Origin of the sequence: Mesorhizobium sp. M1A.F.Ca.ET.072.01.1.1, from assembly GCF_004023325.1 — a bacterium.
Classification (GTDB): domain Bacteria; phylum Pseudomonadota; class Alphaproteobacteria; order Rhizobiales; family Rhizobiaceae; genus Mesorhizobium.
Window position 1 is genome coordinate 1 of record NZ_RZSF01000226.1, and the last position, 11,257, is coordinate 11,257.

Genomic DNA, 11,257 nt, shown 5'->3' on the forward strand with positions numbered 1-11,257 from the left:
ATGCCGTTCAGGTCGCACACCGCGGCCCGCAGGCTCTGGATGTCGCTTCTGCTTTCAAGCCAGTTCAAAACGTCCGCAATTGCATCGCCCAATTTCCAGCCCCTGTTCTTTCGGAGGTGCTGCAGCCGTTCCGGCTACGATATCCATTCTACAGCTTGTGAGTTTATGAAGGTCGCCACGGATGGTTCCAGGCGATGTTCCTTCATTTTTTCAATTCACTAGCTGGGATATCGGGCGGCATTTTGGGTCCATAGCTGCGATCTGCGATCGCAACATAGCTGGCCGCTAGGGGAAAGCCAAGGGGGCATTTGCGCGGTCAACGGTGAGCTGGCTGCCGGTATCGCAATCCCTCGATCTACGCTGAGGCATTAGTGCCGCAATTCAGGAAACTTGATCTGTTTGAGAATGTGCGTCGCGCCCTCGTCGATGTCGCGCACGATGGCCGCGCGGGCTCGTTCGCCGTCCTGGACCTCGATCGCCGCCACGACCTCTTCATGATAGTCGATGCCGAGAATGCCGGCGAGGTCGTCCTCGAAGCCGATGCGCAGGTTGCGGAGAAAGGGGCCCACCTGCATCCACACGGTCTCGATGAGGAAGATCATCTGCTCGTTGCCGCAGTGGCGGTAGATCGAGAACTTGAAGTCGTGATTCTTGCGCAGGTAATCGTCGATGTCGCCGCTGCGGGCGGCCTGGGTGAGCTCTGTGCAATGTCGGCGGATGGCGCGCAGATTGTTGCCGTTGATGAGGCTGGTGGCGAGCTCGGTGGCCGTGCCTTCCAGGACCATGCGCACGTCGGTGAGCTGCTGGAAACGGTCGGCCGAAATAATCGGCACCTCGACGCTTCCGTTCGGCATCGGGCTCAGCGCCCTGAGCGCCTGCAGCCGCATGAAGGCGCTGCGCACCGGCATGTCGCTGGTGCCGAGCTCCTTGGCGAGCTTGCGCGAGGTCAGCTTCTGGCCGGGCTGGAGCTGACCCGACATCAGCGCCCGCACCAGTTCCAGATAGACTTTCTCATGCAGCGGTACTGTGTCGAGGGCAGTCAGTCCGAATTGTGTTTTGTCGGCCATTGGCTATGCGCTACTTCGTCCGTCCCTGAAATCTGTTTAGCCGCTCTGTCCGCAACCGGAGACTTGGCCGGCGGCCCTCGATCCGCACGATAGACGGTTAACGCGCGGCGCCGCAAGTGAGGCAGGGGCGGCCTCCTGACTGGCCCGAACGGCGCCCCTCGGCAAGCGCGTCGTGGAGCGGTTCCATTTGGCTGGAGACGCGCTATCCGATGCGCGCGTCGATGATCTCGACGAAGCGCGCGAAGAGGCCGGCCTGCGACTTGATCTTGAGCTTGCGATAGATGTTGCGGCGATGGACCTTCACGGTCCCTGGGACGATCCTGAGCGCCCTGGCGATCGATTCCGTCGAGTGACCTTGGAGCACCAGGTCGACGACCTGTTTCTCGCGCGAGGTCAGCGACAGACTTCGCCAGATATGGGCGCGATCCAGCTCATTGGTCACCGCCGCGGCTTCGCCCGGCGGCGCAACCGTGGTCTCTTCGGCAGGCAAGGCTGGCCAGCGCTGTCGGCAGAAGCCGACCACCGCGGGAGCCATGTCGCGCAACAGCCTAGCGTCGGCTGTTCCGAACGGCCCCGAGGCGCGCAGCCGCATCAGCGACAGCACCAGCGCATCCTTGCCGGCCAGCGGAACGAAGAAGCCGACCTCCTCGGCGAGCCGGGTCTGGCTGTAGTACGAGCGGTAGTACTCGCTGGCATAGAAGCGGTCCGGCGCCAACTCGCGCATGCGCCAGAAGCCTTCCCTGCGCTCGACCGCGGCGTGATGGAAGGGGTCGAGCAGATAGGGCCCTTCCTGATAGAGCGCGACGAAGATGTGGCTTTCGGCCGGCGAAAAGGTCTCGAACAGAAGCGGCGGCCGCGCAGCACCCCGATAGCCGAAGACGACGCAGTGATCGAAGCGGACATGCCCGCGCAGCCAGCCGACGATCGCCTTGCCGAAATGATCGCCGGTCTCGCGCGCCGCGGCAATCACGGCGCCGAGCGCGTTGTAGTCGTCGCTGCGGGAGGCGCTCAATTCATACCCCTCGAAATGCTAAAATCAATTAAATATACCACTCGCGAGGTATATACTAGGCGCCATTGGCTCTGCTAGCTTTGCAAAGATTGCCTCACGCTGTCGCTGGAGCCCGTGGCTTGACTGCAGTGCCCGATATCGAGTTTCGCGCGGTCACCAAGCGCTACGGCGCCGTCACGGCGGTCAGCGGCATCGACCTTGCCATCCCGCCCGCGGCCTTCGTCGCCCTGCTCGGACCATCCGGCTGCGGCAAGACGACATGCCTGCGCATGATCGGCGGCTTCGAGCAGCCGAGCGAGGGGCAGGTGCTGATCCGCGGCCGCGACATGGCCGGAACGCCGCCTTACCGGCGTCCGGTCAACATGGTGTTCCAGCAGTACGCGCTGTTTCCGCATCTCGATGTCGAGGAGAACATCTCCTACGGACTGCGCCAGGCAAGGCCGCGTCTGTCGTCGCGCGAGATCAGCCTGAAGGCAGGCGAGGCGTTGGCCATGGTGCAGCTTGCGGGCTACGGACGCCGCAAGATTCACGAGCTTTCCGGCGGCCAGCAGCAGCGCGTCGCGCTCGCCCGGGCGCTGGTCAACAAGCCTGCGGTGCTGCTGCTCGACGAGCCGCTGGCGGCGCTCGACAAGAAGCTGCGCACAGACATGCAGATCGAGCTGCAGAACCTGCAGCGAGAAATCGGCATCACCTTCGTTCTGGTCACCCACGACCAGGAGGAGGCGCTGTCGATGAGCGACTTCGTGTGCGTCATGAATGGCGGCCGCGTGGTGCAAATCGGCCAGCCGAGCGAGATCTATGACGAGCCGGCCGATCTGTTCGTCGCCGATTTCGTCGGCAAGACGAATCTGCTCAGCGGCAAGGTGGCCGGGCTCTCCGGCGACCTCGTCGACGTGGCGCTCGCCGACGGCACGGTGATTTCGGCGCGCAAGCGGGTACCGCTCAGCCGGGGCGAGGCCGTATCCGTCAGCCTTCGGCCGGAATCGCTCAGCCTCTCGGCGCCCGGAGGCGGCGGTCTCAAGGGCATTGTCCGGAACCGCATCTTTCTTGGCTCGACCGCGGAATACGCGATCGAAGTGCAGGGCATTGGATCATTGCTTACCAAGGCCGATCACGTGACTGGCCGGGGCAACCTTTTCAAGCCGGGCGAACCCGTCGCCATCGGCTTCGCCGCCGGAGCGCCGCTGGCGTTTCCGCACCCTAAGAACAACGGGACCAACCAGAGGGAAGACCAACATGTCAAAATCCTATCGTGACGGACTGCCGATAAGCCCCGAAAAATTCGTCGACCAATTGATGCGCCTGAAGCGCGGCTCGATCAGCCGGCGCGACTTCCTTGGCCTCACCGGTCTTGGCGTCGCGACCGCGGTGATGGCGCGCGAGCTCGGCATCAGGCCGACACCGGCCTTTGCTGCCGAGAACCTCGGCGACCGCATGTCTATCGCCACCTGGCCGAACTATCACGACCCGCAGACCTTCGAGAACTTCAAGGCCGAGACGGGCGTGGCCGTCGAGGTCAACGTCTTCGGTTCGAACGAAGAGATGCTGGCCAAGCTGCAGGCCGGCGGCTCGGGCTGGAGCCTGTTCGTGCCGACCAACTACACCATCTCGACCTATAAGAAGCTCGGCATCATCGAGCCGCTGGACATGGCCAAGCTCGGCAATTTCGACGGCAGCAAGGAAGATGCCCGCTTCACCGCGGAAGGCACGATCGACGGCACGATCTACGCCGTGCCGAAGAACTGGGGCACGACCGGCTTTGCCGTCAACACCAAGAAGCTCGCCAAGCCGATGTCGAGCTGGAAGGAATTCTGGGATACTGCCATGGCGGAAGGCGATGGCCGCACCATGGTGCACGACTACCAGCTGACCACGATCGGCAATGCGCTGAAATATCACGGCTACTCGTTCAACTCGCTGAAGCAGGACGAGCTCGCCAAGGCCGAGGAACTGCTGCTCAAGGTCAAGCCGCATCTGTTCGCGGTGTCGAGCGACTATCAGCCGTCGATGCGCTCGGGCGACGCCTGGATGACGATGTGCTGGACCAATGACGGCGCGCAGCTTCATCGCGATATTCCTGAGATCGCCTATGTGCTCGGCAAGGAGGGCGGCGAGATCTGGACCGACTTCTACGCCATCCCGAAGGACGCGCCGAACAAGCCGGCCGGCTATGCGCTGCTCAACTACCTGATGAACCCGAAGGTCGCCGTCAAAGAGCATCTGGCCAATGGCGCGCCCTCGACCGACGCGCGGGTCAACGCGCTGCTGCCGAAGGAGGTGCTCGAGAACCCGATCCTCTATCCGGCCGCCGAGCTTCTGAAGCCGCTCGAGTTCGGCGCCGCCGCGACGCTGACCGATCCGGGCCGCGCCGAGCTGATGGCGCGCTTCAAGGCCGCGTGAGTCAGGGCACCAACTCCGGTCAAGTTCTTACCGCCGGCGGGCCAAGGTCCGCCGGCGCCGAAGCGGCTTTTTCAATGCGCGGCAGGTTCCTTCGCAAAAATCTTCTGACGGCCGTGCTGCTCGCTCCGGCGACGCTATGGCTCGTCGTGTTCCTCGTCTTGCCGTTCGTCGCCATCGCCGTCTTCAGCGTCGGGGAGCGGGCACCCGAGGGCGGCTACCAGGCAGCGTTCACCTTCGCTCAATATGCCAACCTGCCGGCACGGGCGACCGCCTTCTGGAACACGATGGTGCTGGCGCCGGTCGGCGCGCTGGCCTGCCTCCTCGTTGCCTATCCCGTCGCCTATTACCTGGCGCTGCGCGCGCCGCAGCGCTGGCGGCTGATCCTGCTCGCGCTGATCGTCATCCCGTTCTGGACCAGCCTTCTGATGCGCACCTATGCCTGGATGTACATCCTTGGCGGGCGCGGCATTCCCGCCCTGCTCGCCTATATAGGCATCGAGGATCTCAGGCTGATCAACACGCCTGGCGCGGTGCTGCTCGGCATCGTCTATGGCTATCTGCCGCTGATGATCCTGCCGATTTATGTCAGCCTCGAGCGGCTCGACCGGCGGCTGCTCGAGGCGTCCGCCGATCTGGGTGCTACGCCGCTATCGACCTTCCTCGGCGTCACGCTCCGGCTGTCGTTGCCGGGCGTGATGACCGGCTTCTCGCTGGTGATGATCCTGCTGCTCGGCGAGTATCTGATCCCGACGCTGCTTGGCGGCGGCAAGGTGTTCTTCATCGGCAACGCCTTGGTCGACCTCTTCCTGCAGTCACGCAACTGGCCGTTCGGATCGGCGATTGCCATCACGCTGGTGCTGGTCTCGGTCGTGGTGCTGATCATCGCCAACCGCCTCTCGACCCGGCTTTCCGGCGCCCGCCGCGTGGACCTGATCTGATGCGCGCCTTCGTCGTTGCCGTCTTTGCGTTCCTCTATCTGCCGATCGCGCTGGTCGTGCTGTTCTCCTTCAATGCCGGCCACCACGCCAGCGAGTTCACCGGCTTCTCCGAGCAATGGTACGGCAAGGCGCTGTCGAACCCGTTCCTGGTCGAGGCGCTGAAGAACAGCCTGTTCATCGCCACCACCAGCGCGCTGCTCGCGGCTTTCTGCGGCACTGCCGCGGCGCTCGGGCTGCAGCGTGTCGGCGCGCGGACAAGGGGCGTGTTCGACGCATTGCTGGGTGCCGCGATCGTTGTGCCGGGTGTGGTCATCGGCATTTCGACGCTGGTAGCCCTGGTGCAGCTCTTCGCCGTCGTCAATCCGTTCCTCGCTTCGGTTTGGCCGACCGACCAGCCGCCGCGCCTGGCGCTCGGCTACGGCTCGATCATCGCCGCGCACGGCCTGTTCTCGATGGCGCTGGTGACGATGATCGTCGGCACGCGGCTCAGCAGCCTTGACCGCAACCTGGTCGAGGCCTCGAGCGATCTCTATGCGACACCGTTGACGACGTTCCGCTCGATCGTGCTGCCGCAAATCATGCCGGCGGTGATTGCCGGTTTCCTGCTCGCCTTTACCTTCTCCTTCGACGACTTCATCATCGCCTTCTTCGTCGCCGGCGCGCAGACGACTTTGCCGATCTATGTCTTTGCTTCGATCCGACGCGGCGTGACGCCGGAGATCAACGCCATCGCGACGATCGTGCTCGCCGCCTCGGTGCTGCTCGTCCTGCTCGCGCAATGGCAGCTCGGCCGACGAAAACCATCGCCTTGAAAGACAGATCCATGATTTTGAAAGATCGCATCGCCGTGGTGACGGGCGCCGGGTCGGGCATCGGGCGCGCCGGCGCCATGATCATGGCGCGGGAAGGGGCTGTCGTGGTGATCGCCGACCGGGATCCGGCGGCAGGCGAGGCCACGGCGGCCGCTATCCGCGCAGCCGGCGGCCGCGCCGAAGCGGTTGCGACTGATGTCGGCAACGACACGGCGGTCGAGGACCTCATAGCGGGAACGCTCGGCAAGCACGGCCGGATCGATATCCTGCACAGCCATGCCGGCATCCAGGTCGGCGGCACGCTGACGGAAGTCAGCACCGACGGCATGGACGCGTCGTGGCGGATCAATGTGCGGGCGCAGTTCCTCGCGGCGAAGACCGTCATGCCGGCGATGATCGCGCAGGGCGGCGGCGTCATCCTCAACACTGCGTCCAATTCCGGCGTCTTCTACGATCGCGAGATGATCGCCTATGCCACGTCCAAACATGCGGTGGTGGCGATGACCAGGCAGATGTCGCTCGACTACGCCAAGCACAATGTGCGCATCAACGCGCTCTGTCCGGGCTGGGTCGACACGCCGTTCAACGAGCCGTTCATCACCCAGATGGGCGGGCGCAACGCAATTGAAAACTATGTCCGTACCAAGATCCCGATGGGGCGCTGGGCGAGCGCGGAGGAGATCGCCGAAGCAATCCTGTTCCTGGTCTCCGACCGCTCGTCCTTCATGACCGGCCAGGCACTGGTCGTCGACGGCGGCGAAAGCATCGGCTGAGGCGCGCTTGGCGAGCGATCTACCGGTCGACGGGATTTCCAAATGCCGGATCGCGGCGTCGCGAGTAGGTGTCGATACGCGGCAGATCGTCGGAAAATTCCAGCCAGGGCAGACGCAGCCGCCAATAGGCGTGGGCTTGTGGCCGAAACCGCTCCGGATGGTCGAAGAAGCCGATGGTGACATAAAGCTCGTCGTTCAGACCCTCGTCGCGATAGGCGATCGAGGTGCCGCATTTCTCGCAGAAGCTGCGGACGATGCCCTGGGTCTTCGAGAATTCCCTGGGCTGGCCGCGGGTCAAGCGGAACTGGTCCGGCCGGTAACCGATCCAGATGGTCAGCGGGCTTCCGATCGCCCGGCGGCAGTCGTCATCATGGTCGAAGCAGATCCAGAACGGATCGCCCTGCATCTCGGCCGCGATCGCCCCGCAAAAACATGCCCCCGTTTCGATCCTGCATTCCATCTCATCGCTCCTGATCGTGCTGAATTCCGTCGGCCGCGCTGTGCGCTGGTGGCGTGCTCAGTGGGAACATCAAAACCGGCAGCGAGTTCCTTTGGCCGTGCAACGCGCGGAGTGGTCCCAGCGGGTGGGCTTGCGCCCGAAGCAACGATCGGTCAAACCATAGGCCAGGTTCCGTGAAGAGGTTTGCCGTGCAAATGGAAAAAAGCCGCTCCGGCTCTCGGCTGTTTTCAATTTCGGCCGCAAGAAACCGTCTTTCGGCGGGGCATCACTAGTCATGCGCTGTTGCCGGCACGAGAATCTGCAACGCGCGGAAGAGACCAAGGTCGGTTCCCACGTCGTTCGCGACGGCTGGACCGAGGGGGTATGCGGAGTGCTCGATCCGGCCTGTTGGCCGGCCATCAGGCGGGCGTCCGTCGTTCAGATCACGTAGCTTACTCAGCGCTCAAACCGAAACGGACGTGCCCGCCGAAGCGACTTCTCCTTCGTACGGACATGACCGATGCCTGACAAACTGAATTCCTCATTTCCCAGTGCCGATCCGCAAAGCTGGCTGACCACGCATGGAATAAGCGAGGTCGAGTGCCTCGTGCCCGATGTCAACGGTGTGCTGCGCGGCAAGGCCTTGCCGGCGGCCAAGTTCCTGAAGTCGCTCGAGGACCGTGCGCTCTACCTGCCGAGCAGCGCTTTCCTGGTCGCGATCGACGGCCGCTATTCCGGCTCCATCGATGAAGGGTTCGCGTATCAGGACCCCGACATGCGCATGGTGCCCGACCTGTCGACGCTCAGCGTTGCGCCCGGCGGCAGGGCCGGCAAGGCCTATGTCTTTGCCGATACGTTTCACATGGACGGACGGCCGTGGATGGCTTCGCCGCGCCATGTGCTGAGGGCCGTGCTCGATCTTTACCGCCGGCGCGGCTGGCACGCCGTGATGGCGCCGGAGCTCGAATTCTACCTCACGGCGCCAAATCCCGATCCGGATCGGCCGCTGACCGCGCCAGTCGGGCGCAACGGACGGCCCGAAAGCGTGCAGCATCCCTACGACATGCAGGCGCTGGAGGAGTTCGAAGCGGTGACGCGTCACCTTTATGACCACGCCGCGGCCGCCGGCCTGCCCCTCGACACGCTGATCCACGAATCCGGCACGGCGCAGCTCGAGATCAACTTCCTCCATGGCGACCCGCTGGCGCTGGCCGACAAAGTGCTGTTGTTCAAGCGCATGGCCAGGCAGGCGGCGCAGGCGAGCGGTATGCACGCCACCTTCATGGCGAAGCCGATCGCGACGCAGGCCGGCAGCTCGATGCATCTTCACATGTCCATCGTCGACGAGCGCGGCGAGCCCCTGTTTGCCGGCAAAGACGGCGAGGACACAGAAATGTTCGCGCACTTCATCGGGGGCCTGCAGAAATACGTGCCTGAAATCATGCCGCTGTTTGCACCGAACGTGAACTCGTATCGCCGCATCCGGCCGGGCCACAGCGCGCCGGCCAATATTGAATGGTCGCATGATAACCGCTCCTGCGGCTTGCGGGTGCCAATGGGCGGGCGCGCCGCGCGGCGGGTGGAGAACCGGCTGCCCGGCGCCGACGCCAATCCCTACCTCGCCATGGCCGGCTCGCTCATCGCCGGATATCTCGGCGTCGAGGAGAAGCTGGCCCGCTCGCCGGAGGCCTTCGGCAACGCCTATCGCAGCCAGAGCACGCTGCCCAAGACCATGGAGGAAGCGCTCGACCGTTTCGCCGCCTGCGAGCCGGTGCGGGTGCTGCTCGGGGAGGATTTCTTCCAAACCTATCTGCGCGTGAAAAGCGTAGAGCTCGACCTGTTCCAGACCGTGGTGACGTCGTGGGAACGCGACCATCTGCTGCTCAAGGTGTGACCATGGCTTCGACGGGTTTCAATTCCGGTCTTGATATCGGCAAATCCTATTATGTGGCGACTGCCAATGCGGCGCCGGACCATCCGGCGCTTACCGGCGATGCAGAAGCCGACCTGGTGGTCGTCGGTGGCGGCTGCACCGGGCTTTCGGCGGCGCTCCATGCGGCCGAACGCGGCCTTAAAGTGGTGCTGCTCGAAGGCGGCAAGATCGGCTGGGGTGCCTCTGGGCGCAATGGCGGCCAGATAATCCCCGGTCTGCGCAAGGGCGCCAAGGAGCTGGTCAGGGCGTTCGGGCCGGAGCGGGCGAAGGCGCTGTTCGACCTCGCCTTCGAGGCGCGAGGCTTGGTGCTCGACATTATCGAGCGCCACGGCATCGAGTGCGACTTGCGGCTGACCGGCCATCTGGTCGGCGCGGTCAACGGCTCCGACATGCGCGAATTCGAGGAGGAGGCCGAGTGCCTCGCCAAGGTGATGGACTTCCCGCATGTCGAGATCCTGTCGGCGGCGGAGGCGCGGCGCATGGTCGATACGCCTTATCTCGGTGCATCCTTCGAGACGCTCGGCGGACACATGCATCCGCTGAACTACACGCTGGGGCTCGCCGGGGCCGCTTCTGCCGCTGGCGTCACCATCCACGAGAACTCGGTCGCCGTCCGGCTGGAGCGCGAGCCCGCTATCCGGGTGTTCACCGACAAGGGTTCGGTCCGTGCCAGTCATGTGGTGCTGGCCGGCGATGCGCTGCTCAACGGGCTCGAGCCGCGCGTCAACAGCCGCATCATGCCGATCGGCAATTACATCGTCGCTACCGAGCCGTTGGGCGCGCGCAACGTCATCCCGTCCAACGCTGCGGTTTCGGACACGCTTTTCGTGGTCAATTACTACCGCATGTCCGCGGATGGCCGCCTGCTGTTCGGCGGCGGCGAGCGCTATACGCCTTCGCCGCCGGCCGACATTGCCGGCTTCGTGCGGCCGCATATGGAAAAGACCTTTCCGCAGCTTAGGGGGTGCCGGATCGACCATGCCTGGGGCGGGCTCGTGTCTGTGACGACGTCGCGCCTGCCGCATGTCGGGCATTATGGCGAGGTCTATTTCGCGCATGGCTATTCCGGCAAGGGAGTCATCCTGTCGACGCTGTCGGGCAAGCTGCTCGCGGAAGCGATCACCGGCGATGCCTCGCGGCTCGACCTGTTCTCGACGCTGACGCCGCTGCCGTTCCCCGGCGGCACGGCGCTGCGCGGGCCGCTCTATGTGCTCGGCATGCTGTGGTATGCGATGCGCGATCGCCTCAGGCATTGAGCGCCGACTTTCCCGTCGGTGCCGGCGACGAATCCGGCGCGGAACTGCACGTCTTCGGCCGAAAGTCAAATCGTCGGCTCGCTAGGTGTCGCGGTTGGTCAGCGCGATGTGGCAGCAGCCGGAGCCGTGGCCCGGCGTCCAGGTCACGTTGGCGAAGCGCACGCCGGTTGCTTCGAACAGTCCGCGGTCGAAGGCGCCGGCGATGCGGCAGAGCGTGGCAAGCTTTTCGTCGCTGACGCCGGCCTCGACCCACGCATCCTTCAGCGGGCAGCGCTTCACCTTGAAAGCGATGCGGTCCGGCCCGCGCTCGACGTCGGTCGGATACATGCGCCCGCCATCCGGGCTGATGGAAAGGAACGCCTCGCCGATCGCCAGCGCATCATTGGGGCCGAAACCGGCGAAAGCGGCCGCTGCAACTTCCCGCCCGCGCTTTTCGATGGTGCGGATCATTAATGCTTCGGCCTTCTCGGCGCCAAGCTCGGCGGTCAGCTCATCGAGGAAGAGGCGATAGAGATCGCCCCGGTTGCGAAAGGCGGAGTCGAGCTCGCGCGACAGGTTTTCGGCAATGGCTGCGGCGGAGTCGGTCATGGTGTTTTGATCCTATTCAGCCTCGGGGTTGCCGCCACC

General features: G+C 64.4%; 11 protein-coding genes. 7 read left to right on the forward strand and 4 right to left on the reverse strand.

Translation table 11 applies throughout. The features are described 5' to 3' along the window. Positions 1-368: 368 nt before the first annotated feature. Together EOA32_RS25550 and EOA32_RS25555 are read right to left on the reverse strand one after the other, a co-directional pair. Positions 369-1,067 carry a GntR family transcriptional regulator gene (locus EOA32_RS25550; RefSeq protein WP_128373199.1) on the reverse strand — a complete coding sequence of 233 codons (699 nt, stop codon included), beginning with the start codon at positions 1,065-1,067 and terminating at the stop codon, positions 369-371. 202 nt (positions 1,068-1,269) lie between these two features. Next, positions 1,270-2,079 carry a LuxR C-terminal-related transcriptional regulator gene (locus EOA32_RS25555; RefSeq protein WP_095826835.1) on the reverse strand — a complete coding sequence of 270 codons (810 nt, stop codon included), beginning with the start codon at positions 2,077-2,079 and terminating at the stop codon, positions 1,270-1,272. 119 nt (positions 2,080-2,198) lie between these two features. Here EOA32_RS25555 and EOA32_RS25560 point away from each other — a divergent pair, with 119 nt between their 5' ends. The 5 genes from EOA32_RS25560 to EOA32_RS25580 all read left to right on the forward strand — a co-directional run bounded on the left by EOA32_RS25560 (position 2,199) and on the right by EOA32_RS25580 (position 7,002). Then, positions 2,199-3,335: an ABC transporter ATP-binding protein gene (locus EOA32_RS25560; protein ID WP_128373200.1), complete on the forward strand. Its 1,137-nt coding sequence runs from the start codon at positions 2,199-2,201 to the stop codon at positions 3,333-3,335. After that, on the forward strand, positions 3,316-4,479 hold the full coding sequence (locus tag EOA32_RS25565; protein ID WP_095800622.1) for a spermidine/putrescine ABC transporter substrate-binding protein: 1,164 nt from the start codon (positions 3,316-3,318) through the stop codon (positions 4,477-4,479). The genes EOA32_RS25560 and EOA32_RS25565 overlap by 20 nt, the downstream gene beginning before the upstream one ends. 74 nt (positions 4,480-4,553) lie before the next feature. Then, positions 4,554-5,417, forward strand: a complete 864-nt coding sequence (locus EOA32_RS25570; RefSeq protein ID WP_128373201.1) for an ABC transporter permease — start codon at positions 4,554-4,556, stop codon at positions 5,415-5,417. Then, on the forward strand, positions 5,417-6,229 hold the full coding sequence (locus EOA32_RS25575; protein WP_066990030.1) for an ABC transporter permease: 813 nt from the start codon (positions 5,417-5,419) through the stop codon (positions 6,227-6,229). Before EOA32_RS25570 ends, EOA32_RS25575 begins: the two co-directional genes overlap by 1 nt. Positions 6,230-6,240: 11 nt before the next feature. Further along, positions 6,241-7,002, forward strand: coding sequence for a glucose 1-dehydrogenase (locus EOA32_RS25580; protein WP_066990027.1), 762 nt, complete (start codon positions 6,241-6,243; stop codon positions 7,000-7,002). A gap of 19 nt (positions 7,003-7,021) precedes the next feature. Here the strand turns inward: EOA32_RS25580 and EOA32_RS25585 are convergent, their stop codons facing one another. Further along, a complete protein-coding gene (locus EOA32_RS25585) occupies positions 7,022-7,462 on the reverse strand; it encodes a GFA family protein (protein WP_066990025.1) in 441 nt (146 codons plus the stop codon). 499 nt (positions 7,463-7,961) lie between these two features. Here EOA32_RS25585 and EOA32_RS25590 point away from each other — a divergent pair, with 499 nt between their 5' ends. Together EOA32_RS25590 and EOA32_RS25595 are read left to right on the forward strand one after the other, a co-directional pair. Further along, entirely contained in the window at positions 7,962-9,335 is a 1,374-nt protein-coding gene (locus EOA32_RS25590; RefSeq protein WP_066990022.1) for a glutamine synthetase family protein, read from the forward strand. 2 nt (positions 9,336-9,337) lie between these two features. After that, a complete protein-coding gene (locus EOA32_RS25595; RefSeq protein WP_189407360.1) occupies positions 9,338-10,630 on the forward strand; it encodes an FAD-binding oxidoreductase in 1,293 nt (430 codons plus the stop codon). Positions 10,631-10,711: 81 nt separating this feature from the next. Here the strand turns inward: EOA32_RS25595 and EOA32_RS25600 are convergent, their stop codons facing one another. Continuing rightward, positions 10,712-11,218 carry an L-2-amino-thiazoline-4-carboxylic acid hydrolase gene (locus EOA32_RS25600; protein ID WP_066990016.1) on the reverse strand — a complete coding sequence of 169 codons (507 nt, stop codon included), beginning with the start codon at positions 11,216-11,218 and terminating at the stop codon, positions 10,712-10,714. Positions 11,219-11,257 lie beyond the last annotated feature (39 nt).

What these genes read in the sequence shown, in the direction of transcription:
- EOA32_RS25550 (WP_128373199.1), bottom strand. Translation starts at nt 1,067, where the DNA reads ATGGCCGACAAAACACAATTCGGACTGACTGCCCTCGACACAGTACCG.
- EOA32_RS25565 (WP_095800622.1), top strand. Translation starts at nt 3,316, where the DNA reads ATGTCAAAATCCTATCGTGACGGACTGCCGATAAGCCCCGAAAAATTC.
- EOA32_RS25570 (WP_128373201.1), top strand. Translation starts at nt 4,554, where the DNA reads ATGCGCGGCAGGTTCCTTCGCAAAAATCTTCTGACGGCCGTGCTGCTC.
- EOA32_RS25575 (WP_066990030.1), top strand. Translation starts at nt 5,417, where the DNA reads ATGCGCGCCTTCGTCGTTGCCGTCTTTGCGTTCCTCTATCTGCCGATC.
- EOA32_RS25580 (WP_066990027.1), top strand. Translation starts at nt 6,241, where the DNA reads ATGATTTTGAAAGATCGCATCGCCGTGGTGACGGGCGCCGGGTCGGGC.
- EOA32_RS25585 (WP_066990025.1), bottom strand. Translation starts at nt 7,462, where the DNA reads ATGGAATGCAGGATCGAAACGGGGGCATGTTTTTGCGGGGCGATCGCG.
- EOA32_RS25590 (WP_066990022.1), top strand. Translation starts at nt 7,962, where the DNA reads ATGCCTGACAAACTGAATTCCTCATTTCCCAGTGCCGATCCGCAAAGC.
- EOA32_RS25595 (WP_189407360.1), top strand. Translation starts at nt 9,338, where the DNA reads ATGGCTTCGACGGGTTTCAATTCCGGTCTTGATATCGGCAAATCCTAT.
- EOA32_RS25600 (WP_066990016.1), bottom strand. Translation starts at nt 11,218, where the DNA reads ATGACCGACTCCGCCGCAGCCATTGCCGAAAACCTGTCGCGCGAGCTC.